Genomic DNA, 24,612 nt, shown 5'->3' on the forward strand with positions numbered 1-24,612 from the left:
TTCAACGGCGCATGCCGGACGCTCAGCGACGCAGCGCCGGATGTTCGGCGACCACCGTGCAGGATCCCGGGGCGATCTCCGTGAAGCCGGCGTCGCGCACCACCGGAAGTCCGCTCACGGTGAGTTCCGCCCAGCGAGCGGCGTCCGGGGTGGCGACGGAGAGCGGGAACCCGGCCTCGCGCCATGCCTTGCGCTCCGTCTCCGACAGCTCCCACCAGGCGAGCTGTGCCCCGTGCCCGGCCTGCGCCATCTCCTTGCCCGCGGACATGCCGAGCTCCGGGTTCAGCCACAGCACCGGGTCGGACGGGTCGGGTGCGGCGGGCGGCTCGGGGTCGTCCAGGTCCGTGCCCGACACCTGGAGCTTGGCCAGTTCCTTCGGCCAGGCGTCCAGCGGCACCGGCGGGAACACCCGCACCTCGGCGCTCTCGCCCGTGACCGTGATGCCGGGAAGGGCGGACGCCTTGCGCCACTCCGCGCCGCGCGCCCGGCGCACGACCTTGCGGATCCGGGCGTCCTGCCAGTCGTGGATGGCCTGCGCCCACTCGCCCTCGCCGACGGACCGCTCGTCGGAGAGCATCACGAGGACGGCGCGGGCGGCGGTGCGCAGTGCGTCGGTGCGGGCCGGGGGGTCGGTCTTCTCGATGTGCACGACCAGCGGCAGTACGTACTGCGGGGCGTCGTCCCGGCTGTTCCGCTCGGACTGGAAAGGGGAGACGGACGTGGACGTGGCGCCCGACCGGGCCGAGGAGTCCGGCTGGGACAGGGGAGGGGAGGTGTCGTTGCTGCTCACCCGTCCAAGTCTGCCAGCCGTCCCTCTCCCCGGGTTTCCCGGCTCCTTGGCGGAATGAACCGCTCCGGGTGAGGATGCACCGCATGAAGAGCGATCTCTTTTCCAGCGAGAACATGGTCAAGCCGGCAACCGCCCCGGGAATGACCCTGCAGAACACCAAGTCCATCAAGTACGCCGTGAACGGCGAGATGCACGCACGCCAGGGATCGATGGTCGCCTTCCGCGGCGATCTGCAGTTCGAGCGCAAGGGCCAGGGCCTCGGCGGCATGCTCAAGCGCGCCGTCACCGGAGAGGGCCTGCCGCTGATGGCGGTCCGCGGCCAGGGTGAGGCGTGGTTCGCCCACGAGGCCGCCAACTGCTTCATCGTGGAGATGGAGCAGGGCGACGTCCTCACCATCAACGGTCGCAACGTCCTGTGTTTCGACGCCACCCTCTCGTACGAGATCAAGACGGTGAAGGGTGCCGGAATGACCGGCGGCGGAATCTTCAACAGCGTCTTCAGTGGCTACGGCAAGCTCGGCCTGATGTGTGAAGGGCATCCCATAGTGATCCCGGTCACGGCTCATCAGCCGGTGTGCGTCGACACCGACGCCGTGGTCGGCTGGAGCAGTCAACTGGTCACGTCGCTGCACCGCTCGCAGAGCTTCGGCTCGATGATCCGCGGCGGCTCCGGGGAGGCCGTCCAACTGAGGCTGGACGGCGAGGGGTTCGTGATCGTACGGCCCAGTGAGCTCAAGCCCGAGAAGGCATCGGCCAACTGAACCTGACCGGGGTGGGCCGTCGCTACGGCCTCGGCGGACCGTGGGTGCTGCGCGGGGTCGACCTCGACCTGCCCGCGCACACCCTGATCCGGATCGAGGGCGCCAACGGTTCGGGCAAATCAACCCTGCTGAGGCTGCTCGCGGGGATCGACGCCCCGACCGAGGGGCGGATCACCGGCCGCAGGCCGCGTACGGCCTATGTTCCCGAGCGTTTCCCGGCGGCGCTGCCCTTCACTGCGGCCGGGTACCTCGTCCACCTGGGCCGGATCCACGGCCTGCGCAGCGCCGAGGCGACCGGGCGGGCGCAGGCATGGCTGGCCCGGTTCGGGGCCGCCGACCACGCCCGTACACCGCTGTCGGAACTCTCCAAGGGCACCAGCCAGAAGGTCGCCGTGGCCCAGGCCCTCCTTGCCGAACCGGAACTCCTCGTCCTGGACGAGGCATGGACCGGCCTGGACGCCGCGGCCCGCGACGAACTGGACCGCGCCGTCGCGGAACGGGTCACGGCCGGAGCCACCGTTGTTTTCGTCGACCACGACCCGCGCCGGCTCGTGGGCGTGATCGACACCACGCACCGGGTCGAGGGGCTCGGGCTCGTCCACGTAGCGGCGCGGGAGGCGCCGTACGAGACCGGGCCGCGGGTACGGATCGAGGTCACCGGTGCGTCCGGGGCCACCCTTCCGGCTGGGCTGCCGGGCGCCCCCGCGCAGGAGCAAGGACCCGACGGCACCCTGCGTCTCACGGTCGCGGCCGTGCACTCGGACGCACTCCTGCGCGCCCTGCTGACGGCCCGCCCGCCGTGGCACATCCGGCAGCTGTCGGCAGCGGCAGCACCGGAACCGACACCCCGGACCGAACCGTCCCAGATCCCATGACCGCGCTGCTCCGCTACCAGGCCGCCCTGCTGCTCCGCTCCCAGCGCTGGCTCGCCCCCGTCCTGCTGTACGCGGTCTTCCTCGCCGTGGGAGTCCGGTCGGGGCAGCCCGTGCTCGACTCGCTCGGTTACGCCGCCGCTGCGCTCCTGCCCGTCACCGCCTGGCTCGTCCAGCTCTGCGCCACCCAGGAACCGGCCGCTGCCCGGACCGTCGCCGCCGCCGTGACCGGGCCGGCGAGGGTCCATCTGGCGTCGCTGCTCACCGCTGTGGGCAGCGCCGCGCTGCTGGGCACGGTGGCCACTGTGGTGGTGCTGCTGATCAGCGATCCGGCCGACGCCGACCACACCGTCCGCGTTCCGCTGCTGCCCGCCGGACTCGCCGGCCTGCTCGCCGCCGCCTGCTGCGCGTTGCTCGGAGCGGCGGTCGGCGCGCTGTGCACGCGCCCGGTGCTGCACCGCCGCGGCTGGTCGATCGCGACCACCGCGCTCGCCGCCCTGCTGTCCCTGGTGACCAGCGGCTCGCCTGCGAAGTACGCGGTCACGGGGCTGGTCACCGGTTCGCTGACCGGGGCGGTCCGCATCCCTGTCGTGCCGCTGATCTGCGCTGCTGCCGTGGCCGCCGCGGTCGGGACGATCGTCTGCCGGCTCACTTCGCTGCGCGGGTGAGTAGGCTCGTGCGCATGGACGAGTCGTACTGCGGGACGCCCGGCGTGAGGCCGGTGGCGGTGGCTCCGGGCGCACCGGAATCGGAACCGGCGTACGCGGAGTGCGTGCTGTGCCGGAAGCCGACCGAATATCCGGAGTCGGTCAAGGGGATCACCCTCTGCCCGGTCTGCGAGTGGCAGGAGGCCCAGCGCACGGCCTGCTCGGGCTGACGAGTCACCGGACGCGCACGGAGGACGCCGAGCCGAGTCATCAGCTGCTGCCCTTCCTGGAGTTGATGTGGCCCCAGCCGCGTTCACCGGCCCACGGCGGTCCTGACCACGGTGGTTACCCTCGCCCCGGGTACCCCCAGGACGGCCCCCGGAAGTACCAGGCATCCGCGGCCGAGCGACCGCACCTGCGCACCACGGACAGGGCCTTCACCAACTGGTTGGCGCCGCGGGCCGATCCGGTCCGGGGGCGGCGGACGGTGCGGCCCGCCGCCCCCGGACTGCTCAGCGCATCAACGGATCAGCGCCAAGGGCCCGTCACGGCGAACGTCGTCCCGGGCGTGTAGCAGTTCACGAACATCGTTCCGCCGTCGGGCGCGAACGTGACCCCGGCGAACTCGCCCCACTCCGGCTCCTGCGGCGTACCGATGTTCTGTCGGCCGCGCGCCATCGCGTACACCTCGCCGCTCCGCGTCACACCGAACACATGCTGGGCGCCGTTGCCGTCCTCGCACACCATCAGCCCGCCGTCGGACGCCAGGCAGATGTTGTCGGGGGACTCACCGGGCAGCTGGACATCCGTACCCGGGCCGAAGACGACCACCAGGGTGAGGCGGCGGCGCTTCGGTTCGTACCGCCACACCTGGCCGAAGTGGTCGGCCGCCGACCCCGCCGCACTCTGCGCGAAGCTGGAGACGAAGTAGACCGACGAGCCGCCCCAGTAGCAGCCCTCCAGCTTCTGGGCGTGTGTGATGCCCTTCGGACCGAAGTCCTGCAGCCGGATGGGCGTCCCCGCGGCCTGCGGATCCGGTACGGGGACCCACTCGATCCGGTCGAAGCTCGCGCCGGTCTCCTGGATGACGGACAGGTCGGGGACGTCGGGCACCCGCATGGCCTGAAGTTCGCCGCCGGCCCGCAAGGAGCCCGTGCCGCCCAGTGGTTTCTCCGGCAGGAAGCGGTAGAAGAGCCCGAACGGCTTCTCGAACGCGTCCTCCGTCTCGTAGACGATCCCGTTGTTCGGATCGATCGCGATCGCCTCGTGCTGGAACCGGCCCATCGCGGTGAGCGGCACAGCTCCGGTGCGGTGCGGGTCGGCGCCGTCCACCTCGAAGATGAAGCCGTGGTCCTTGGTGTAGCCGTTGGTGCCGGCCCGGTCCTCGGTCTCCTCGCAGGTCAGCCAGGTGTTCCAAGGGGTGCGGCCGCCCGCGCAGTTCACCGCGGTGCCGGCGATGGCCACGCGTTCGCCGAGGACGGCGCCGCGGCTGTCGAGCTCCAGTGCTGTGCAGCCGCCCTTGCCCATCGGGTCGTAGGTGAGGCCGTCGACGGCCGGGACCGCGATCTTCGCGGTGACCCGGTTCTCGTGGTTGCGGACGAGGTGGACGCGGCCCCGGTGGCCGGCGAAGGCGGCCATGCCGTCGTGGTTGCTGGGGACCGGGCCCTCGCCGGAGCGGAGTCGGTCGCCCTCCCGGGACAGCACCCGGTAGCGGAACCCCTTCGGCAGATCGAGCAGGCCGTCCGGGTCGGGGACCAGCGGTCCGTAGCCGCTGTGGCCACGGGCGGCCGCGGTGCCCGCGAAGAGTTCGGAGAAGGCCCCGGCGAAGGCGATCGAGGCAGCGGTCGCACCGCTGCCGGCCAGGACCTGTCGGCGTGTTGCGAGTCGTCGTGCTGGTGCAGTTGACATGAGGCAACTCCCTGCTGGCGGACAGGAGAAGTGACCCGCATGTGTGTACCACGCGTATCGCCGCGCGTGAACCATGCGGGTCACTCTGCCTGGTGACGCGTCGCGGGCTTGCCGTGGCCCGTGGGATCAGACGAGCGAAGCGGTCAGGGTGATCGTCGTGCCAGTGAGCGCCTGGCTGACCGGGCAGTTCGCCTTGGCGTCCTCGGCCGCCTTGATGAAGCCCGCCTCGTCGAGACCGGGCACCTCGCCCTGCACGGTGAGGTGGATGCCGGTGATGCCCGTGCCGGGCTGGAAGGTGACCTCGGCCTGGGTGTTCAGCCGGGTCGGCGCGTTGCCGGCCGTGGTCAGACCGTTGGACAGCGCCATCGAGAAGCAGCTGGAGTGCGCCGCCGCGATGAGCTCCTCCGGGCTGGTCTTGCCGTTCGCCTTTTCGGCGCGGGACGGCCACGACACCGCGTAGTCCCCGATGCCGGAGGAGTCGAAGGTGACAACGCCCTCGCCCTCGATCAGGTTGCCTTCCCAGACCGTGTGCGCCTGACGCGTGGTTGCCATGCTGGTTCCCTTCGGATGATGGAGTTACCGCAGCCGAACCTACTGCGCCACCAGTCCCTTTGCGTCGCGCGCCAGCGCCGTCAGCCGGGAGATCGCCCGGAAGTACTTCTTCCGGTATCCCCCGTTCAGCATCTCGTCGCTGAACAGTCGGTCGAACGGGAGCCCGGAGGCGAGCACCGGTATCTCCCGGTCGTACAGCCGGTCGGCGAGTACCACGAGCCGCAGCGCCGTCGACTGGTCCGGCACCGGCTGCACGTCGGTGAGGCAGACCGCCCCGACGCCGTCCGTCAGCGCGCCGTACCGGCTCGGATGGACACGGGCCAGATGGTCGAGCAGCGACGGGAAGTCGTCCAGGCTCGCGCCCGTGGTGGCGTACGCCGCCCTGGTGACCTGCTCGTCGGAGTACGGCGCGGGGGCCTCGGGCAGCCCGCGGTGCCGGTAGTCCTCGCCGTCGATCCGCAGCGGGCGGAAGTGCGAGGACAAACCCTGGATCTCCCGCAGGAAGTCGGCGGCGGCGAAGCGCCCCTCGCCGAGCTTGCCGGGCAGCGTGTTGGAGGTGGCGGCCAGCGCGACCCCCGCCTCGACCAGCCTGCTGAGCAGCGACGACACCAGGACGGTGTCGCCCGGGTCGTCGAGTTCGAACTCGTCGATGCAGAGGAGCCGGTGCCCGCTGAGTGTCTGCACGGTCTGCTGGAAGCCCAGGGCGCCGACCAGATGTGTCAGCTCCACGAAGGTGCCGAACGCCTTGAGCGACGGGGCGGCGGGCGTGGCGTGCCAGAGCGAGGCCAGCAGGTGTGTCTTGCCGACGCCGTAACCGCCGTCGAGATACACGCCGAGCGGTCCGGCCACCGGCGCAGCCTTCCTGCCGAACCACTTGCGCTTGCCGGTACCGGTCGCGTGCGCACCGCCGAGCCCGGTCGCGAACCCGCTGAGGACCTTGACCGCCTCGACCTGACTGGGCTGGTCGGGGTCGGGGACGTACGTGTCGAAGCGCACCGAGTCGAAGCGCGGCGGCGGCACCATCTCGGCGACCAGACGGTCGGCAGGGACGTGCGGCTGAAGGGCGCACAGGGACAGCGGGGCCGTTTCGGCTATGGGACTCTGCCCAGGCACGGCGGTGGAGGACGACACAGCTGTCAAGCTTAAGCGCCGTGCGAGACTGCACGAATGCGACGCCTCTTCCCTGTGACCGACCAGACACCGGCTGCCGAAGCGGGGGAGTGGAGTCTGGACGAGCTGGCCGGCGCCTATGCGTACCCCGGAGGGGACGGCCCGTGGCTGCGCGCCAACATGGTCTCCACGCTCGACGGCGCCGCCCAGCACGACGGCCGTTCGCAGCCGATCTCCTGCGAGACGGACATGCGGATCTTCGGTACGTTGCGCGGGCTGGCCGATGTCGTCGTGGTGGGTGCGGAGACCGTACGCATGGAGGGTTACCGGCCGGCCCGGGCCCGGGAGGCCTTCGCGGCACGGCGGGCGGCGGCCGGGCAGGGGCCCGCACCGGCGATCGCCGTGGTCAGCGGCAGCCTGGATCTGGACTTTTCGCTTCCGCTGTTCGTCTCGCCGCTCGTCCCGACCCTCGTCCTCACCGGCAACGGTGCGCCGCCGGCTCGGATCGAAGCGGCCCGGAAGGCGGGCGCCGAGGTGGTGACCGCGGGGGAAGGCTCCAGGGTGGACCCCGCCAGGGCCGTACGGGAACTCGCGGACCGCGGGCTCAAGCGGCAGCTGGCGGAGGGCGGACCCCGGCTGCTCGGTCAGTTCATCGCTGCCGGGGTACTGGACGAGCTGTGTCTGACCCTCTCGCCGATGCTGACCGCCGGGGACGCCCAGCGGATCGCCGGAGGTCCGGCGGTGGCGGTGCCGGAACGATTCACCCTGGCGTCGCTGCTGGAGGAGGCCGGGTTCCTCTTCACTCGGTACCGTCGGATCTGACAATCATCGGAATATCCCGTTCCGGTTAGCTTCCGGTGGGCACAATAGCTCTCGCAGTCCCCGTGCCGGCACGGGGAAGGACGGTTTCGGCAGCGGCCTGCGACGGTCGATGGAACAGAAGGGCGCCTGTGGTGTTCACCAGCGTTTTGATGATCGAGAAGCCCCTCACTTCCGAGGACGTCGAGTTCGTCACCACACTCCACGGGGACGAGGGGACCTCGTTCGTCGTACTGATGCAGCCGCGCGGTGACCAGGCCGACGTACTGCTGCGCGCCATCGACGACGTGGCGATCGGCGAGCTGAAGGAAGCGGCCCGCGAGATCGGGGAGCCCGAGGGCAAGGACGCCAGGCAGTCCGCCGAGCTGGCCCTCGAGGTCTCGCTCGCCGCGCTGCGCAAGGCGGGCTCCGAAGCGGTCGGACAGGTGGTCGAGGACCACCCGCTGGACAAGCTGAAGTCCGTGGTCGACGAGGCGGGGGCCGACGAGGTCATCGTGCTGACCGCCCCGCACTACGTGGAGGAGTTCTTCCACCGCGACTGGGCGTCCAGGGCCCGGCACAAGGTCGGCGTACCTGTGCTCAAACTCTTCGCGCACAGCGAATAGGCTGGGGGCGTCGCACCACAACTTTTGGGAGATACGCGCATGGCACCCGGTATTCCTGCCGCCATGGAACGACCGCACTTCATCGGCATCGGGGGCGCCGGGATGTCGGGCATCGCGAAAATCCTCGCCCGGCGCGGCGCGAAGGTCGCGGGCAGCGACGCCAAGGAGTCCGGTACGGCCGAGGCCCTGCGGGCACTGGGCGCGACCGTCCACGTCGGCCACGCCGCCGGTCATCTGGCGGACGACGCGTCCTGCGTGGTCGTCTCCAGCGCCATCCGCGCCGACAACCCGGAGCTGCTGCGCGCCGCCGAGCTGTCGATCCCCGTCGTGCACCGATCGGACGCGCTCGCCTCGCTGATGCAGGGCCTGCGCGCCATCGCCGTCGCCGGCACCCACGGCAAGACGACCACCACGTCGATGCTGGCCGTCGCCCTCTCCGAGCTGGGCCTCGACCCGTCGTACGCCATCGGCGGGGACCTGGCCGGCCCGGGCACCAACGCGACGCACGGCGAGGGCGACATCTTCGTCGCCGAGGCCGACGAGAGCGACCGCAGCTTCCAGAAGTACGACCCCGAGGTCGCAATCGTTCTCAACGTGGAGCTGGACCACCACGCGAATTACGCCTCGATGGACGAGATCTACGACTCCTTCGAGACGTTCGTCGGGAAGATCGTCCCCGGCGGCACCCTGGTCGTCTCCGCGGACCAGTCCGGCGCGGTCGAGCTGACGAGGCGTGTGCGCGACCTCTCCTCCCTGAACATCGTCACGTACGGCGAGTCCGAGACCGCCGACGTACGCGTCCACAAGATCACCCCGCGCGGACTGACCAGCGAAGTCACGGTCGTCCTGAACGGCAAGTTCCTCACGTTCACGGTCTCCGTCCCGGGCAGCCACTACGCCCACAACGCGGTCGCCGCCCTGGCCGCCGGTGTCGCACTGGGCATCCCGGCCCACAACCTGGCCTCCGCGCTCGGCAAGTACACCGGGGTCAAGCGCCGCCTCCAGCTCAAGGGCGAGGCGGCGGGCGTCCAGGTCATCGACTCGTACGCGCACCACCCGACGGAGATGACCGCCGACCTCGAAGCGATGCGCGGCGCCGCTTCCGATGCGCGCCTCCTGGTCGTCTTCCAGCCGCATCTCTTCTCCCGCACCCAGGAGCTCGGTACGGAGATGGGCCAGGCGCTCGCCCTCGCCGACGCCTCCGTGATCCTGGACATCTACCCGGCCCGTGAGGACCCGATCCCCGGCGTCACCAGCACCCTGATCATCGACGCGGCGAAGGCGGCCGGCGCCGACGTCACCGCCGTCCACGACAAGGCGGCGGTCCCCGGGGTCATCACGGGAATGGCGAAGCCCGGCGACCTCGTTCTCACCATGGGGGCGGGCGACGTCACGGACCTCGGCCCGCAGATCCTGGATCACCTGTCGAGCTGAGGGAGCCACCGTGTCGTACGACATCGAGAAGCCGGACGAGGAATGGCGGGCGGAGCTGACGCCCGCCGAGTACGCGGTCCTGCGCCAGGCCGGCACCGAACCGGCCTTCGTCGGTGAGTACACCGACACCAAGACGGCCGGCGTCTACTCCTGCCGGGCCTGTGGCGCCGAGCTGTTCCGCTCGGACACAAAGTTCGAGTCACACTGCGGCTGGCCGTCCTTCTACGACCCGAAGGACACGGACGCGGTCGAGCTGATCCAGGACCGCAGCCTCGGCATGGTCCGCACCGAGGTGCGGTGCGCGCGCTGCGGCTCGCACCTGGGGCACGTCTTCGAGGGCGAGGGGTACCCCACGCCGACCGACCAGCGGTACTGCATCAACTCGATCTCGCTGCGCCTGGCACCGGACGAGAGCTGACGCGACGCCCGGCTGCGCTGTGCATCCGCCCGCAGCCGGTCAGTCGTTCTCGGGGGTCTCGGGGCGCAGCAGCGGGTGGGCGACGCCGGGGAACACCCGTGCCCTGACCACCGGCTCCGCCGCCCCGCCCTGAACCACCGTCGTGGCGACGCCCCAGGGGCGGCCGCGCAGGACGACGGTCAGCGTGTACGAGGCCGGGCAGCCCAGGCAGTCGTACCGGTCCACCCACGTCTCCACGTCGGTGACGCTGCCGGGGTAGCGCGCCACGTGCCGGTGCCGGGCGTGACAGCGCTCGCACGTCTCGCCCGGCTCGCACGTCCCGCCGCAGGGGCACGGCACATCGAGCGAGTCCGCCGGGTGCCAGCGCTGGGTGAGGACGGCGTCACGGGTGGCGCCCATGTCCTTCATCGCCTTGAGATTGCGGGCGGCGACGTTGTACGACTCGCCGGTGGCGGCCATCCGGTCGCGGATGACGTCCTTGCGTCCGCGGTTCGTCGTCATGAGTTCCTCCTGGGTATACGCAGCCCGCCAGGAGGCCCACGAAATCGTTCTTCTACGGTACCTGCCGCCGACACCGCTGTGCCCCCCACCTGCCCCGGCTCCGGCGGAATGGAAGGCGGCGCGCCGTCATCGAGCCCATTCGGCTTGATTCCCTCCCAGGTGCTGACCTTCCTGTGAAGCGGTCGTGAATTCAATCTTCATATTCCGCCGGTGAAATGCTCTGACCACGCAAAATCGTCCGTGGTCGATTCCTCTGACGACCATCGCCGGATGGCCTATTCACTCTCTTGACCCGTCCTTGGGGCGCGTAACAGACTCCCCTGAGGAACTCATGCATCAGGAGCCACCGGCGCATGCGCAAGCGGATGGCCCTGCGAGACCGATATCGCACGGGGTGAACGACGGGGGAAACAAAAGGGGATCGTGTATGCGGCTGGGTGCGCGCGTTCACATTTCCTTCACTTCCTGTCGTCGTTGCTCGGTGCGCGAAGGGAAATGGAGGGGGAATGCCGACGCACATGGGCTATCCCGGCGTTTACATCGAGGAACTTCCCAGCAGCATCCGCACCATCGCATCGGTCACCACTTCGGTGACCGCGTTCGTGGGGCACACCCGCCGGGGTCCGCTCAATCAACCGGTGCGGGTCAGTAGCTTCGCGGACTTCGAGCGTCGCTTCGGCGGACTCACCTCACAGAGTGCGGTCGGCTATGCGGTGCATCAGTTCTTCGGCAATGGCGGCACGGTCGCGGTCGTCGTCCGGGTGGCCAAGGGCGGTACCGGTGAGGATGCCTGTGTCACCCTCCACTCCACCGAGGGCCGCAGCGAGTGCCCGGTGCTGGAGGTGCACGCCAAGGAGCCCGGCATCTGGGGCTCCGGCCTGCGGGTGGCCGTCGACCACGACACCCCGGATCCGGACGAAACGTTCAATCTCCAGATACTCGATGCCCGCGGCGGTGCCCGCGAGTCCTTCACCGGGCTCTCGATGAACGCAGGCCACGGCCGCTTCGTGGAGACGGTCGTCGACGCGGGTTCCTCCCTCGTCCGGGTGAAGGTCCTCGACGACGGAAGGCCCGACCCGTCCGGCACGGTATCCAAGCCCTTCGCGGCGGAACTGCCCGACTTGAACGTCGAGTTGAAAGTCAAGTTCGGAGATGTGGAGCGCGAGTTCACGCTCTACGAACCGGACCGCGACGGTGAACCGCCGAGCAACGTGACCGAGCTGGCCCTGCTGCTGGAGCGCAAGCTGCGCGCACTGCCGGACGCTCCGGGGAAGCACGCTTTCGCCGGGGCCGAGGTCACTGCCTTCGGCCGGCGTCTCCAGGTCGTCGCCGGGTCCGTCGATCCCGACGACGTGGTGCGCTTCGTCGGCGAGTGCGCCAACGACCTGGGCCTCGAAGCCTCGGTCAACCCGCCCGTCTTCCCGCTGCAGGGCGGCAAGGACGGTGACCCACCCGGGCCGCGCGACCTGATCGGCAGCGAGGTGCGCAAGACAGGCGTCCAGGCACTGCGTGACGTGGACGACGTCAACCTGCTGTCTCTGCCGGAGCTTTCGGCGTACGAATCCACCGAGGACATGGTCACCGTGCTCTCCGCGGCCGAGCAGCTGTGCCGGGAGCGGCGGATCTTCCTGCTCGTCGACTCGCCGTCGACCTGGGGCAGCGTGGACGCCGCGCGGGCCGGTATCGGCGCGTTCGAGCCCGTACGCAGCAATCACGCGGGGCTGTACTACCCGCATCTGCAGCTCAACGACCCGCTGACCGGGCGACTGCGTTCCTTCCCGCCCTCGGGCGCCATCGCAGGTGTCATCGCCCGGACCGACGGCGAGCGCGGTGTCTGGAAGGCGCCGGCCGGGACCGAGGCGCGGCTCGCCGGCGTGCGGTCGCTGACGGTCAAGCTCACCGACCGCGAGAACGGGCTGCTCAATCCGCTGGGCATCAACTGTTTGCGCACCTTCCCCGTGGTGGGCCCGCTGGTGTGGGGTGCCCGCACGCTCGAGGGCGCTGACGCCCTCGACAGCGCGTGGAAGTACGTGCCGGTGCGCCGACTCGCGCTGCATGTCGAGGAGAGCCTGCACCGCGGACTGCAGTGGGTCGTCTTCGAGCCCAACGCCGAGCAGCTCTGGCAGCAGATCCGGCTCAAGGCGTCCGCGTACCTCAACGACCTGTTCCGGCAGGGTGCGTTCAAGGGCGGCACTCCGCGCGAGGCGTACTTCGTCAAGTGCGACAAGGACACCACCACGGACGCGGATATCGACGCCGGTGTCGTCAACGTCGTCATCGGCATCGCACCGGTGAAGCCCGCGGAGTTCGTCATCGTGAAGATCCAGCAGATGGCCGGGCAGTTCGACCTCTCGTAACCAAGAAAAAGGAACACGAAGGAAACCGATGGCTGAGTTCCAGATAAACGCCCATCGCTTCGACCCCTACAAGAATTTCAAGTTCCTGGTCCTCTGGGACGGTCGAACGGTCGCGGGCATCAGCAAGATCAGTCCCCTGAAGCGCACCACCGAGGTGGTCAAGCACCGCCACGGCGGTGACCCGAGTTCACCGCGCAAGTCGCCGGGCCGCTCCGAGTTCGAGGGTGTCACGCTCGAACGCGGTGTCACCCACGACCCCGAATTCGACCGGTGGGCCAACAAGGTCTGGCAGGTCGGTGCCGGGCTCGGCTCGGAGGTGTCGCTCCGGGACTTCCGCAAGGACATCATCATCCAGGTCCTCAACGAGGCCGGGCAGGTGGCCGTCTCGCACAAGCTCTACCGGGCCTGGGTCAGCGAATACCAGGTGCTCGGCGAGCTGGACGCCAACGCCAACGCCGTCGCCATCCAGAGCGTGAAGCTCGAATGCGAGGGCTGGGAGCGGGACTACGAGGTGGAGGAGCCGGCCGAGCCCTCGTTCACCCATCCCGCCTGAGCGGCGTCTTTGCACCGGAGGAATGAGGGATGACGCCGACGGGGCCGGCCGAGCTGCTCGCCACCTGGGAGGCCGGGCTGGCGCAGCACGACTCGGGAAGGTCTCTGCTGCTGCACCGGGCGGCCCGCCCGGAGGCCGGCACCGATGCGTTGCTGTCGATGCCGGTCGGCGAGCGGGAGGCGGATCTGTTCGCGCTGCGCCGGGCGCTGTTCGGCGAGCGCATGCAGGTGCGGGTCGAGTGCGCGGAGTGCGGCGAGGCCATGGAATTCGACCTCGACGCGACGCTGTTCGGCACCCGGACGCAGACGCCGGGCGGGCCGCTGCGAGTGGAGGAGGACGGGTGGACGATCGAGTTCCGGCTGCCCACCGTCGCCGACCTCGCGGCGGCCGGCGCTGTGACCGATCCGGACGAGGCCCGTCGGCTGCTCATGGCGCGCTGCACTGTGTCGGCCGTACGGGACGGCGAGGCGGTCTCGCCCGAGCGGCTGGCCGCCCTGCTGCCCGAGCGCGTACAGCGACAGCTCGCGCAGACGGCGGCTTCGGCGGACCCGGCGTCCGACGTGACGCTGAACGTCGCCTGCCCCGAGTGCGGTGATGCCACCCCGGCCGAGCTGGACATCACCTCCTATCTGTGGACCGAACTAGACACCTGGGCACGGGACTTGATGCTCGACGTCCATCTGCTCGCCACCGCCTACGGGTGGAGCGAGCCGGAGATTCTGGCGCTCAGCCCGCTGCGGCGTCGCTACTACCTGGAGCTGTGCGCAGATGCCTGACTACTTCGACCGGCTGCTCGCCCGGTACACACCGGTGCCCGCGGCCGGCGGTGGCGCGGCGCGGGTCCGGCCGCGGTTGCCCGGCCCGTTCGAACGGGTCGAGGCGCTGCGGAGCGGGCCGCCGGAGCCGGACGAGCCGGCGGCACTGATCCCGTCGGCGCCCCAGCCTGCCTTCGGACCGGCCCAGTCGGTACGGCACGAGCGCGAGGTACGGACGGGTCGCGAGACCGTCGTACGGACCGAGGCGGCGGCCGTTCCGGGTGAGCCCGAGCGGCGGGCGGCGCAGGCCGCGCCGGTCACGGGCCCGCTGTTGCGACCGGCCGTTGCCGCGCCCTTGGCGACCCGCCCGGCAGCCCCGGATGCTCCTCGGGCGGCACGGCGGGGTGCCGCCGCACCGGTGGCCGATGCGCCGCGGACGCCGGCCGCTGCCGTGCCGCGCGCGGCGGACACGGCTGCCCGGGCCGCCTCCGCACCTGCCCGGCCGCGCGGCGTCGACACGGCCGCGGCACGGGGTGCGGCGCTGAACGGAGTCGGGCGGCGCCCGCCGCGGCCCACCGAACGCGTCGTACACGTACAGATCGGCCGCCTGGAGGTGAGCGCGGCCCCACTGCCCGGTGCGAGCCGTCCCGCCGGCGGCCACCCCGACCACACCGGACGGCGCGCGCCCGCGCTGACGCTGGACGACTACCTGTCACGCGGCGAGAAGAGGGACTGAGGTCATGAGCAACGCACTCGCCATCGCGACGGTCACCCAGGCACTGGCCCTGCTGATCGAGAACAACCTGAGCCCCGAGATGGACATCGCGGTCAAGGTCGAGACCCGTAAACCGCCGGCCGAGCCGCCGGCCGAGCCGACCATCAACGTCTTCCTGTACCAGGTCACCCCGAACCCCTCGATGCGCCACACCGACCTGCCGACGCGCGCATCGGACGGCACGCTGCTCAAACGGCCCGTCACCGCGCTGGATCTGCACTTTCTGATCAGTGCGTACGGGGAGGAGGCGGAGCTGGTCGGGCATCGGCTGATCGGCTGTGTGGTGCGGACGCTGCACGAAATCCCGGTGCTGCCGCATGAGTTGATCGAACTCGCGGCGGAGCGGCCGTATCTCGCGGGCAGTGATCTGGCCGACTCGCCGCAGAAGGTGCGGTTCACGCCGACGGTGATGGACATCGACGAGACGTCGAAGCTGTGGGGGATGCTCCACCAGACCCCGTACACCCTGTCGGTGGCGTACCAGGCGTCGCTGGTCCTGATCGAGGGCCGCGAGAGGCCGGTCCCGGCGAAGCCGGTTGAGCGGCGGACGGTGAAGGTGCTGCCGTTCGGGGCACCAGGCGCGCCGGTGCCGCCGGGCCGGCCGGAGGCCGCGGAATCCGATTCCTCGCCCGAGGCGTCGCTGGAACCGGAGGCCGTGCCTGACGTGGCCCCGAAGGCGGCCGCTCCCGCGCGAAAGCGCACCGCGGCCAAGACCGCGAAGGCTGCCTCGAAGCCCGTGGCGAAACGGGCCGCGCCCGCTCGTGCCCGGAAAGGCACCGAAGCGGGCGCGGACGACAAGGAGAGCTGAGACACGGTGCGCGACACGGGGGCGGGTGAGGGTATGGGGACGTACGAGTCAACTGGTGCGTCGGCGAACGCCGGTGCGGACGGACGGGCGCTGTTCGCGGCCGTACGATCCGTGCTCGCCCGAGTGGACGCCCACGCGGCCCGGGCACAGGGCCGCCCCGGGGGGCCCGGCTCCGGACAGGGCGCCGAGGACCAGCCGGACGCGAGGGCCGCACCCCCGGACGGTGCCGTTCCGGGCGTCGGTGCGGACCGCCCCGCCGCGAAGGCTGCGGCCGAGCCCGTCCGGCGAGACGCCGACGCGGGCGCCGCAGCGCCCCCGCGACAGAGTGAACTCACCGCCGGAGGCAGCACCCCCACCGCCCCGGCCGGAGGCGGACCGGCCGCCCCCGGTGTGCGCGCGCCCGCCACGCTCGGCGCGCTCGTCGCCTGCTTCGGGCTCAGCCCCTTCGAGCGCGACGTCGTCCTGCTCGCCGCCGCCGCGGAGCTCGACCCCACCACCGGTGGGCGCTGTGCCGCCGCGAGTGGGGACCCCGAGCGCGCCCACCCCACATTCTCGCTCGCCCTCGCCGCCCTCGACGGTGCCCACTGGAGCGCGCTGACCCCCGTCGCCCCGCTGCGCCGCTGGCGGCTCGTCGAGCTCGATGACGAGACCCGGCTGACCACCTCACGGCTGCGCCTCGACGAGCGCATCCTGCACTTCCTCGTCGGCTCGCCCTATCTGGACTCCCGGCTGCACGGACTGCTGCGCCGTGCGCCCGTACCGGAGTCGCTGCCCGCCTCGTACGACCTGGCGGCGAGCCAGGTCGCCGCTGGCTGGGCGGGTGCCGGGCCGCATGCGCCGCTCCGGATCGAGCTCGTCGGCGGCGATCTGCGGACCCGAACCGACATCGCCGCGGCGGCGGCACGCCGTTCGGGGCTCGGTCTGTACGCCATGGCCGCCGACGACATGCCCACCGATCCGGCCGAGCGCGACCGGCTGGCGCGGCTGTGGCAGCGCGAGGCCATCATGCTGCCCGCCGCGCTGCTCGTCGAGGTCGGCGAGCTCGACCGCGACCAGGCGGCGGCCACGGACGCGTTCATCGAGAGCGCGGCCGTTCCGCTCGTCGTCTCCAGCCCCGATCCCCGGCAGACCGCCCGGCCGCGCGGCGAGCGCGTGACCGTGCCGCCGCTGGACACGGAGGAGCAACTGAGCGTATGGGCCGACGCGTTCGCGGACGTACCCGAGGTGAGCGAGGAGGATCTGCGGGATCTCGTCGCGCAGTTCTCGCTGCCGCCGCACCTGATCGAGTCCGCCGGAGCGACGGTCGTACGCGATCTGCCCGGCGAGGACGAGCTGGACGCGACCGGGCTGGCCTGGCGGGCCGGGCTCACCGAGGCCCGGATGGGCATGGACGAGCTGGGCCGGCGGATCGAGCCGCAGGCGGCGTGGTGCGATCTGGTGCTGGCCGAGCGGCAGCTGCGGATTCTGCGCGAGATCGTCGCGCACGTGCGTCAGCGCTCGACCGTGTACCAGGAGTGGGGCTTCGCCGAGACGCTGCGCCGCGGACTCGGCGTCACCGCACTCTTCGCCGGCGGCTCCGGCACCGGAAAGACCCTGGCCGCCGAGGTGATGGCCAAGGAGCTCGGCCTGGATCTGTTCGTCATCGATCTCTCGCAGGTGGTCAGCAAGTACATCGGCGAGACCGAGAAGAATCTGCGCAAGGTCTTCGACGCGGCCGAACGAGGCGGCGCGCTGCTGCTGTTCGACGAGGCCGACGCCCTGTTCGGCAAGCGCAGCGAGGTCAAGGACAGCCATGACCGGTACGCCAACCTCGAGGTCAGCTATCTGCTGATGCGGATGGAGGCGTACCGGGGGCTCGCGATCCTCACGACGAACATGAAGCAGGCGCTGGACACGGCGTTCATGCGGCGTATCCGTTTCGTCGTCGACTTCCCCTTCCCCGGCGAGAGCGAGCGCGCCGAGATCTGGCGGCGGGTGCTGCCCGCGCGCGCCCCGATGAAGGGCATAGATCCCGAGCAGCTGGCCCGGCTGACCGTGGCGGGCGGCTCGATTCGCAACATCGCGCTGTCGGGCGCCTTCCTCGCGGCGGAGGAGGGCGACCGGCTCCAGATGTGTCACATGCTGGAGGCGGCGCGTACCGAATACCTCAAGCTGGACCGCTCCTTGACGCCCTCGGAGGTGCACGGATGGGTCTGAACGAGGCACCGCGCCCCGCGGAGCGCACGATCCGCGTGGACATCGGCGAGCTGGTGCTCGACGGTTTCGAGCGGCTCGACCCCGACCGGGTCTCGGCCGCTTTCGAGGCGGAGCTGTCCCGGCTCGTGCGGGAGCGTGGCGTGCCGCTGGCCGCTGACGGGGGCCGGGCCCTGGACGCCCTGTCCGGACTGCCGCCGCTGCCCTCGACCACCTCGCCGGGGCGGCTCGGCGAGGCGCTGGCGCGTGCGGTGCACGCGGGACTTTCGGGGCGGGGTGAGTCTCGATGAGTACGTCACATACCCAGGACGCGCAGGCGGCCCAGGCCGAACGGCGGCGCAAGCGCAAGCAGCGCGCCACCTCCCGGACGCCGGAGCCGAAGAACATCGTCAGCGGAGCAGGCCAGCCGCTCGACCTGAGCGTCCGGCGTGAGCTGGAGGAGCAGCTCGGCCACGACTTCAGCCGGGTGCGCCTGCACACCGACCGCGACGCGGGCACGCTGACGGAACTGCTGGGCGCGGACGCGGTCGCGGTCGGCCAGGACATCTTCTTCCGCGAGGGTGCCTATCGCCCGGGTACGGCGGACGGGCAACGGCTGCTCGCCCATGAGCTGCTGCACACGGTGCAGAACCCGGACGGTCTGGGCGCGTTGCGCGCGGGTCGCGATCTGGGGGCGGTGAGCCTTCCGCAGCAGGCGATGGAGCGCGAGGCGGAGTCGGCGGCGCAGGCTCTCGTACGGGACGAGGAGCAGGCCCCCGAAGTGGACCCGGAGCAGTCGACGCCCGGCTGGCTGCGGTACGCGACGGTCGACGCCGACCGCTCCCGTATGGAACAGCTGGATCCGGCAACGCTGGTGGACCGTCTTGCGAACGGAGTGCTGCGCTCGCTGCGCGGCGACCCGGCGGACCTGTCAGGACGCGTACGCCTCCAACTGGCACGGATGTCACCGCAGTTGCAGGACTCGGTGCTGGACCGGCTGGAAGTGCGGCTGCTCTCCGACGAGTACGACCGGCTCCTCGGCCTCGCCGAGGAGTCCGAGACCGGGCCGGTGGACCTCCAACCGGCCGAGGTGCCCGAGCCGGAGACGGACCTCTTCGAGCTGCTGGGTGTCGAGCGCACCCGGTGGAAGCGGCAGGAGGAGAGCGAGCGGAGTTCGAAGGACAAGCAGGCCGAGGACTCGCGCTTGGAGCGGAAGGACGCCGCGGCGCGGGACGAGAAGCGCAGCGGCGACCGGAGCAGGGCGCGCTCCGACGCGACGGCCGAGGACCAGGAGGCTGCCCGGCGCAAGGAGCAGGAGGAGGAGCGGACCCAGTCCCGGCAGCAGGCCGCGCAGGAGCAGCGGCAGGAAGAGGAGAAGCAGGGCCAGGACCGTCAACGGGTCGACGAGGCCGCGGACGAGCGCGCGCAGGGCCAGGCGTACGGCGCCGAGCAGACCAAGGAGGAGCGCAAGGAGCAGCGCGACCGGGAGGAGCAGGACCCGGAGCAGGCCAACGCCCCCGGCGCCGACAAGCGCAAACGCAAGGACGACGCGAAGAAGCCGGCGGACGGCTCGAAGCAGGAGAACCTCGACCCGAAGGCGAAGGGCCGGCCCGGTCCCGTACGCCCCGAAAAGGTGGACGAGCGGGCTGAGCAGCGGGACAGTGCGCTGTCCGAGCACGGCCTGCACGAGAAGGACGAGGACGAGGACGATCCGCGCGAGGAGGAGAGGCCGCTCGGGCTCGAGGCGGGCGCGGACCGGGAGATCGGCGGTGAGGAGGGCGACCGGGCCAAGGGCGGCGGCGGCGCCGAGCCCGAGCTCAAGCCCGAGGACTATCTGCCGGAGACCGATCTCGACGTCTCGTCCGTTCCGACCGCCGACAACCCTACGGCCGCGGTGCCGACCTTCCCCACTCCTCCGCCGACGAAGGCCGAACAGGTCCAGGATCAGAGGGAGAACGACGCCGAGGAGGAAGAGGACGAGGACGCCCCGGAGGCGGAGGCCAAGCCGCCGGGCGCCGAAATGGGTCCGGTCGAGGGCGAGGCGCCGCAGCCCGAGGGAGGACCGGCGGCCGAGGCCGGTGACCGTAGCGAGAAGGACCTCCAGCCGGAGAAGCCGGTGGACCAGGAGGTCGGCCCGGATCCGGAGACCGACGGCAGGCAGGAGCCGGAGCCCGAGGCGGAGAAGCAGGATCAGCAGCAGGACAGGGACGAGAGCGACTCGGGCTCCGCCGACGGCGAGGAGCAGCCCGACGCCAAGAGCGCCGAGGATCAGCAGGAGGAGCGCAAGGAGCAGCAGGAACAGGACGCCAAACCTCGGCCGGGGGCTGCCGGATCCCCGGTGGCCGCGTCGGACACGGGCGCTGCCACCGGCACCGCGTCGTCCGCGACCCCGCCCGCCGGTGCGCACACGGAGCGGACCTCGGCCGAGGACGCCCGGCCATCCCCTGCCGCGCGCCGGGTCGCCGACTCGTCGAAGAGCGACCATGAGGCATCCGCTCCCAAGAGCACGGTGCCGAAGGAGAGCGGACCCAGTGCCGCGCCGAGCGGTGTGGTCGGCGGCAGCAGTACGGCGGGGCCGAGCGCCGCGACCGGACCCGGCGGTGCGCCGTCGGTGGCGCAGGCTGCGGTGAGCCCTGCGGCCGAACAGGCTGAGAGCCCCGGGCAGACGGGCGCGCCCGCGCCGGAGGCGTCGCTGGAGAAGGACGGCGGCGGCTGCGCCCCGCCGGAGCCCGCGGCGGAGAAGGAAGAGGGCGGCGGCAGCTGCGGCGGAGGCGGCGGTGGAGCGGCTCCCGAGGAGAAGCAGGAGGAGCCGCCGGACGTCTCGGGCCAGGACCCGAAGGCCGCCATCGGGACGGTCAGCAAGCTGGCGCCGGACCAGGCCGCAGCCGCCATGCCCGGTGTGGACGCCGCGGCGGACAAGAAGGTCGGCGAGGAGCAACGGCGGCTGGACGCCAACCCGCCGAAGCGGGAACGTCCTTCGGGTGCCCCACGCACCCGGTCGGGCCCGCCCGAGGCGGCCCCTCCGGCAGCCCAGGTGACCGGCAAGGTCGAGAAGCTCGGGCCCGAGGACCGGGTCGAGAAGCAGAAGGCCAAGGGCAGCGAGAAGGCGGAGGGCGCGAAGCCCACGGACAGCACGCCACCGCCGCCGGCGCCCGTCGCGGACAAGCTGACCGCGGACGAGGCCAAGAACGTCGACGCTGCGGCCGACGCGGTCCCGACCGTGGACCCGGAACTGCGGAACAAGACGGTCGGCCCCGCCCCCAAGATCCGGCTGGAGGGCGAGAGCGACCCCAAGCGCACGGACGACCAGGCCAAGGCGCTCAAGGAGAAGCAGTCCGACATCCAGAGCACAGGCCGTGAGGACGCGGCCAAGCGGATGGGCGAGGACCAGATCTTCCCCGATGCGCCCAAGGAACAACTGGTCGGTAAGGCGACGGCAGGCGGAAAGCCGGGCGGCGGAGGCGATCTGAAGGCCGGGTCCGCACCCAAGCCGGGCGTCGGTGCGGTCGCCAAGCAGGAGCGCGGCAGCGAGATCCAGGGAGCTGCGGGCCAGGCCCAGGGCGACCTCGTCGCCAAGGAGAAGGAACAGCAGCAGGGCGAGCAGCAGGCCAAGCAGGAGAAGCAGACCGAGATCGACCGCGAGGTCACCCGGAACGCGGAGAAGCAGACGGGCGAGCGCGGCCGCGCGGCGGAGGATGCCCAGCGCGAGCGCGAGAGCTGGCGCACCGAGCAGGACCAGAAGATCGAGGACGCGGACAGGAAGTCCGAGAGGGAACACACCGACAAGAACAAGGAAATCGTCAAGGCCCGCGACGGCAAGGACAAGGAGGTCAGCGACCGCAAGGACAAGGACAACGCGCAGATCGACACCGAGCGCGAGAAGGCGGAGAAGGAGGCCGAGAAGAAGAAGGAGGAGGAGAAGCCCTCCGGAGGCTTCTTCGGCTGGGTCGCCGACAAGGTGAAGAGCGCCTTCAACGCGATCCTCGATGCGGTCACCAAGGTCTTCGACGCCGCGCGCAAGGCTGTCAACGGCATCATCGACACGTTCAAGGACTGGGCCGACAAGGCCATCGACTTCGTACGTGATCTCGCCATCAAGGCGATCAATGTGCTGGCGGATGCGCTGATCGCCATCGGTGACGTGCTGTTGGCGGCCTTCCCCGAGCTACGGGACAAGTTCCGTAAGGCGATCGAGGGCCTGCGGGACAAGGCGATCGCGGCGGTCAACGCGCTGGCGGACGGTCTGAAGAAGGCCGTGAACGCCCTGCTCGACGCCCTGGCGGCGGGCCTGAACGCGCTGCTGGACGTGCTGGAGGCGGGCATCAAGGCCGTCATCAAGATCTACCAGGCGGTCATCCTCGGCGCGATCAAGTTCGCCCAGGCGGCGATCGAGGCGCTGGGCAAGTTCGCGGCACTGGTGGCGGACATTGCGCCGGACCCGGGCGGCTGGCTGAGCAAGGCCGGGAGCTCAGCGAAGTCCGGTATCCAGGACCACCTTTGGGGTGCGATCAAGACCGGCGTGAAGCGCTGGTTCGACACGAAGGTCGAGGGGATTCTCGGCCTGGGCAAGGCCGTGATCAATGTCCTGGTGAAGGGCTGCGTCTCGATCAAACAGATCGGGAAGATGGCGTGGGACGCGATCATCGCGTCGCTGCCGATGATGATCGCCTCGATTGTGATCGAGAAGGTCGTCTCGATGCTGGTGCCGGCGGCCGGCGCGATCCTCACCATCGTGCAGGGTCTGATGGCGGCATGGCAGAGCCTCAGTTCGATCCTGAATGCCTTCAGCAAGTTCTGGGCGTACTTGAAGGCGGTCAAGGCGGGCCCGGCGGCGTGCCTGTTCGCGGAGGCGGTCGCGGCGGGGATCGTCGCCCTGCTGGACTTCATCGCCAACTTCCTGATGATCCGCCTGTCTTCGGCGACGAAGGGCGTCGGCAAACGCCTCAAGGCGATGTCCGAGAAGATCATGAAGGGCCTCAAGAAGACGGGCAAGGGAGCGAAGGAGGCGGCGGGCAACGCGGTGAACAGGGCGCGGGGCGCGGTGCGCAACGCGGTGGAGTCCTTGAGAAAGCCGGCGGGCCCGTCGAAGCCGAAGGGACCGCGGGTCCCGAAGAACCGGTCGACGTCGACGGACCGGGGTCCGGGCCGCAGTGCCCCGAAGGACACGGCGCACGACCGCCCGACGAGCAAGACGCCGGACAAGGAGCGCACTCGGAGCCGGGACGAGTACCAGGACAGGCTGCACAAGGACAAGGAGTCGACGAAAACCCAGCAGGAAGGCGGCCACGAATCCACAACCGCCAAGGACCGCACACCTGACCAGAAGCCGGACCTGACCAAGGACAAGACACCCACCCTGCCCAAGAAGAAGAAAGAAACCGAGGCTCCGAAGCGGGCGAAGCCGCGCAAGCCGAAGTCCCCATTGGGTCAGGCGCTTCAGAAAATAAGGGGCAAGGTCAAGTCGGCGCTGAAGAAGGTACGCAACGCGGGCAAGGTGCTTGGCAAGAAGCTACGCATGAGCAAGATCGGCCAGGCGCTCAAGAACAGCGGCAAGAGGATGCGCGACCTCTTCAAGAAGAAGCGCGATCGTCTGCGCGACGACAAGAAGCGGCGTGTGAACCACAAGAAGCGAAGCCGCGACGAGCGCAGGAAGAAGGAGAATTCTCCCGAGACGAAGCAGGCGCGCCTGGCGAAGGCGGTTGCCAGGATCCGCCCCATCGAGGAGCGAAAACTGCGGCCGGGCATGCAACGCATGACGCATCTCGGACTACTTGCGGGGCTACGCCGCTGGTTCCGGCTCACCGAGCTCTCAAGGCTGCATCCACCGCATTTCCAGGTGATGGCCAAACTGAACCCGACTCTGCCGGTAATTCCGGGAGAGTTCGATCAGGGAGACGGTGTCGACTACCTCGACACCGAGCAGCCGGACAAGAAGCTCCCGCCGGTCAAGGCTCCGAGCTTCAGGGACAACAAGCTGATCTCCAGCTTCACAGCGGAGTACCTGAACAAGGAGTTCGGCCGGAAAGGACAGGAGGCGAGGCAACGCACTCCCGACGCCATCGGATTCAGGCACATCAACGACCACATCGACAACACGGGCAACGACAACGAGCGATGGAGCCGTACGCATCTGCTGCCACGCGAGCTGGGCGGAACCATCGAGAACGAGAACCTTGTGCCCGCCAGGCAGTACAAGAACATGGCGCTTCGGCCGGTTGAGGCCCCAGCTGCCGCGGAGATCAGCAGCGGCAAGGACATTGCCTGGTACTCGATAAACATCCAGTACTGGAGCGAGAAGGGCGGAGACAGCCGCTACCCCGGTGACACGCGTCCGCCCGGATTCCCGAGTGCGATCGGCGCGAGTTGGGGCCGGTACAAGCGCAAGCCCGGGAAGCGGGGCGACAGCCGCAGCGACTGGAACAAAATCGACATACCAGTGAACACCGTTTCGATCGGCCCGCTGGAGGAGCCGCCTGTCCCTGACGAGGTGTCGGAGATCGACATCAACAGCGAGACCGACCTCTACCGCATGCGGCTTGTCCTGCAGGTGGACGAACCTTACGTGAACGCCATCGTGGCGCTGCGCGAGGAGGCGGACTTCACCGACATCAACAGCGTGATCAGCAGGCTGAAGGCATCACGCAGAGGAAAGCCGGGCCGACCGTTCGCTAATCTCGAAACACTCCGCAAACGGCTGGAGAAGTTGAAAAGAGAGGGGCGACTGGAGTTCTAGCCTTGCAGCGGAAGCGACGGTCCGGCACCGGGAAAGAGAGCC

At 70.3% G+C, this 24,612-nt stretch carries 21 protein-coding genes; 16 read left to right on the top strand and 5 right to left on the bottom strand.

The genetic code is table 11. From position 1 onward, the window contains the following. Positions 1-22: 22 nt before the first annotated feature. A complete protein-coding gene (locus tag ACIA8E_RS03485; protein WP_399293918.1) occupies positions 23-790 on the bottom strand; it encodes a peptidyl-tRNA hydrolase in 768 nt (255 codons plus the stop codon). Between the two features lie 83 nt (positions 791-873). Between ACIA8E_RS03485 and ACIA8E_RS03490 the strand changes: the two genes are divergently transcribed. Genes ACIA8E_RS03490 through ACIA8E_RS03505 form a run of 4 tightly spaced genes read left to right on the top strand, consistent with a single transcriptional unit; the run spans position 874 to position 3,300 of the window. Next, positions 874-1,551, top strand: a complete 678-nt coding sequence (locus ACIA8E_RS03490) for an AIM24 family protein (RefSeq protein ID WP_399293920.1) — start codon at positions 874-876, stop codon at positions 1,549-1,551. Positions 1,552-1,562: 11 nt separating this feature from the next. Further along, complete coding sequence (locus ACIA8E_RS03495; protein WP_399293923.1) at positions 1,563-2,426, top strand: ATP-binding cassette domain-containing protein; 864 nt, start codon at positions 1,563-1,565, stop codon at positions 2,424-2,426. Beyond that, positions 2,423-3,091 (top strand): ABC transporter, encoded by a 669-nt coding sequence (locus tag ACIA8E_RS03500; protein WP_399293926.1) that lies wholly within the window; start codon positions 2,423-2,425, stop codon positions 3,089-3,091. Before ACIA8E_RS03495 ends, ACIA8E_RS03500 begins: the two co-directional genes overlap by 4 nt. Positions 3,092-3,105: 14 nt before the next feature. Next, positions 3,106-3,300, top strand: coding sequence for a hypothetical protein (locus ACIA8E_RS03505; protein WP_399293929.1), 195 nt, complete (start codon positions 3,106-3,108; stop codon positions 3,298-3,300). 298 nt (positions 3,301-3,598) lie between these two features. Here ACIA8E_RS03505 and ACIA8E_RS03510 read toward each other — a convergent pair whose 3' ends face one another. The 3 genes from ACIA8E_RS03510 to zapE form a co-directional block, all read right to left on the bottom strand. Beyond that, positions 3,599-4,978: an alkaline phosphatase PhoX gene (locus tag ACIA8E_RS03510; RefSeq protein ID WP_399293932.1), complete on the bottom strand. Its 1,380-nt coding sequence runs from the start codon at positions 4,976-4,978 to the stop codon at positions 3,599-3,601. 126 nt (positions 4,979-5,104) lie between these two features. Continuing rightward, on the bottom strand, positions 5,105-5,530 hold the full coding sequence (locus ACIA8E_RS03515; protein WP_345514065.1) for an OsmC family protein: 426 nt from the start codon (positions 5,528-5,530) through the stop codon (positions 5,105-5,107). 39 nt (positions 5,531-5,569) lie between these two features. After that, positions 5,570-6,661, bottom strand: coding sequence for a cell division protein ZapE (zapE, locus tag ACIA8E_RS03520; protein ID WP_399293936.1), 1,092 nt, complete (start codon positions 6,659-6,661; stop codon positions 5,570-5,572). Positions 6,662-6,697: 36 nt separating this feature from the next. Here zapE and ACIA8E_RS03525 point away from each other — a divergent pair, with 36 nt between their 5' ends. The 4 genes from ACIA8E_RS03525 (at position 6,698) to msrB (ending at position 9,916) form a co-directional block, all read left to right on the top strand. After that, on the top strand, positions 6,698-7,462 hold the full coding sequence (locus ACIA8E_RS03525; protein WP_399293939.1) for a pyrimidine reductase family protein: 765 nt from the start codon (positions 6,698-6,700) through the stop codon (positions 7,460-7,462). 149 nt (positions 7,463-7,611) lie between these two features. Continuing rightward, the gene (locus ACIA8E_RS03530; RefSeq protein WP_352264800.1) at positions 7,612-8,064 is read left to right on the top strand and encodes an indole-3-glycerol phosphate synthase; all 453 of its coding nucleotides are present in this window, start codon (positions 7,612-7,614) and stop codon (positions 8,062-8,064) included. Between the two features lie 39 nt (positions 8,065-8,103). Then, positions 8,104-9,498 carry a UDP-N-acetylmuramate--L-alanine ligase gene (murC, locus tag ACIA8E_RS03535; protein ID WP_399293942.1) on the top strand — a complete coding sequence of 465 codons (1,395 nt, stop codon included), beginning with the start codon at positions 8,104-8,106 and terminating at the stop codon, positions 9,496-9,498. Between the two features lie 10 nt (positions 9,499-9,508). Further along, on the top strand, positions 9,509-9,916 hold the full coding sequence (gene msrB, locus ACIA8E_RS03540; protein ID WP_030979272.1) for a peptide-methionine (R)-S-oxide reductase MsrB: 408 nt from the start codon (positions 9,509-9,511) through the stop codon (positions 9,914-9,916). A 39-nt stretch (positions 9,917-9,955) separates the two neighbouring features. Here msrB and ACIA8E_RS03545 read toward each other — a convergent pair whose 3' ends face one another. Further along, on the bottom strand, positions 9,956-10,417 hold the full coding sequence (locus ACIA8E_RS03545) for a hypothetical protein (RefSeq protein ID WP_399293945.1): 462 nt from the start codon (positions 10,415-10,417) through the stop codon (positions 9,956-9,958). Positions 10,418-10,923: 506 nt separating this feature from the next. Here ACIA8E_RS03545 and ACIA8E_RS03550 point away from each other — a divergent pair. From ACIA8E_RS03550 to ACIA8E_RS03585, 8 genes are read left to right on the top strand one after another with little or no spacing between them, the layout of a single operon-like run. Further along, positions 10,924-12,774 carry a phage tail sheath family protein gene (locus ACIA8E_RS03550; protein WP_399293948.1) on the top strand — a complete coding sequence of 617 codons (1,851 nt, stop codon included), beginning with the start codon at positions 10,924-10,926 and terminating at the stop codon, positions 12,772-12,774. Between the two features lie 28 nt (positions 12,775-12,802). Continuing rightward, complete coding sequence (locus ACIA8E_RS03555) at positions 12,803-13,327, top strand: phage tail protein (RefSeq protein WP_399293951.1); 525 nt, start codon at positions 12,803-12,805, stop codon at positions 13,325-13,327. Positions 13,328-13,356: 29 nt separating this feature from the next. After that, entirely contained in the window at positions 13,357-14,103 is a 747-nt protein-coding gene (locus tag ACIA8E_RS03560) for a hypothetical protein (RefSeq protein WP_399293954.1), read from the top strand. Continuing rightward, complete coding sequence (locus ACIA8E_RS03565) at positions 14,096-14,818, top strand: hypothetical protein (RefSeq protein WP_399293957.1); 723 nt, start codon at positions 14,096-14,098, stop codon at positions 14,816-14,818. Before ACIA8E_RS03560 ends, ACIA8E_RS03565 begins: the two co-directional genes overlap by 8 nt. A gap of 4 nt (positions 14,819-14,822) precedes the next feature. After that, entirely contained in the window at positions 14,823-15,665 is an 843-nt protein-coding gene (locus ACIA8E_RS03570; RefSeq protein ID WP_399293960.1) for a DUF4255 domain-containing protein, read from the top strand. A 33-nt stretch (positions 15,666-15,698) separates the two neighbouring features. After that, on the top strand, positions 15,699-17,861 hold the full coding sequence (locus ACIA8E_RS03575) for an ATP-binding protein (protein ID WP_399295034.1): 2,163 nt from the start codon (positions 15,699-15,701) through the stop codon (positions 17,859-17,861). Further along, the gene (locus tag ACIA8E_RS03580; protein ID WP_399293963.1) at positions 17,852-18,148 is read left to right on the top strand and encodes a hypothetical protein; all 297 of its coding nucleotides are present in this window, start codon (positions 17,852-17,854) and stop codon (positions 18,146-18,148) included. Before ACIA8E_RS03575 ends, ACIA8E_RS03580 begins: the two co-directional genes overlap by 10 nt. After that, positions 18,145-24,570: a DUF4157 domain-containing protein gene (locus ACIA8E_RS03585; RefSeq protein WP_399293966.1), complete on the top strand. Its 6,426-nt coding sequence runs from the start codon at positions 18,145-18,147 to the stop codon at positions 24,568-24,570. The genes ACIA8E_RS03580 and ACIA8E_RS03585 overlap by 4 nt, the downstream gene beginning before the upstream one ends. Positions 24,571-24,612 lie beyond the last annotated feature (42 nt).

It is taken from the genome of Streptomyces sp. NPDC051664 (assembly GCF_044453545.1).
Classification (GTDB): domain Bacteria; phylum Actinomycetota; class Actinomycetes; order Streptomycetales; family Streptomycetaceae; genus Streptomyces.

Excerpts from the sequence above, each read along its gene's own strand:
- ACIA8E_RS03490 (WP_399293920.1), top strand. The coding sequence starts at position 874 with ATGAAGAGCGATCTCTTTTCCAGCGAGAACATGGTCAAGCCGGCAACC.
- ACIA8E_RS03500 (WP_399293926.1), top strand. The coding sequence starts at position 2,423 with ATGACCGCGCTGCTCCGCTACCAGGCCGCCCTGCTGCTCCGCTCCCAG.
- ACIA8E_RS03505 (WP_399293929.1), top strand. The coding sequence starts at position 3,106 with ATGGACGAGTCGTACTGCGGGACGCCCGGCGTGAGGCCGGTGGCGGTG.
- ACIA8E_RS03510 (WP_399293932.1), bottom strand. The coding sequence starts at position 4,978 with ATGTCAACTGCACCAGCACGACGACTCGCAACACGCCGACAGGTCCTG.
- ACIA8E_RS03515 (WP_345514065.1), bottom strand. The coding sequence starts at position 5,530 with ATGGCAACCACGCGTCAGGCGCACACGGTCTGGGAAGGCAACCTGATC.
- ACIA8E_RS03525 (WP_399293939.1), top strand. The coding sequence starts at position 6,698 with ATGCGACGCCTCTTCCCTGTGACCGACCAGACACCGGCTGCCGAAGCG.
- ACIA8E_RS03530 (WP_352264800.1), top strand. The coding sequence starts at position 7,612 with ATGATCGAGAAGCCCCTCACTTCCGAGGACGTCGAGTTCGTCACCACA.
- murC (WP_399293942.1), top strand. The coding sequence starts at position 8,104 with ATGGCACCCGGTATTCCTGCCGCCATGGAACGACCGCACTTCATCGGC.
- ACIA8E_RS03545 (WP_399293945.1), bottom strand. The coding sequence starts at position 10,417 with ATGACGACGAACCGCGGACGCAAGGACGTCATCCGCGACCGGATGGCC.
- ACIA8E_RS03550 (WP_399293948.1), top strand. The coding sequence starts at position 10,924 with ATGCCGACGCACATGGGCTATCCCGGCGTTTACATCGAGGAACTTCCC.
- ACIA8E_RS03555 (WP_399293951.1), top strand. The coding sequence starts at position 12,803 with ATGGCTGAGTTCCAGATAAACGCCCATCGCTTCGACCCCTACAAGAAT.
- ACIA8E_RS03560 (WP_399293954.1), top strand. The coding sequence starts at position 13,357 with ATGACGCCGACGGGGCCGGCCGAGCTGCTCGCCACCTGGGAGGCCGGG.
- ACIA8E_RS03565 (WP_399293957.1), top strand. The coding sequence starts at position 14,096 with ATGCCTGACTACTTCGACCGGCTGCTCGCCCGGTACACACCGGTGCCC.
- ACIA8E_RS03570 (WP_399293960.1), top strand. The coding sequence starts at position 14,823 with ATGAGCAACGCACTCGCCATCGCGACGGTCACCCAGGCACTGGCCCTG.
- ACIA8E_RS03575 (WP_399295034.1), top strand. The coding sequence starts at position 15,699 with ATGGGGACGTACGAGTCAACTGGTGCGTCGGCGAACGCCGGTGCGGAC.
- ACIA8E_RS03580 (WP_399293963.1), top strand. The coding sequence starts at position 17,852 with ATGGGTCTGAACGAGGCACCGCGCCCCGCGGAGCGCACGATCCGCGTG.
- ACIA8E_RS03585 (WP_399293966.1), top strand. The coding sequence starts at position 18,145 with ATGAGTACGTCACATACCCAGGACGCGCAGGCGGCCCAGGCCGAACGG.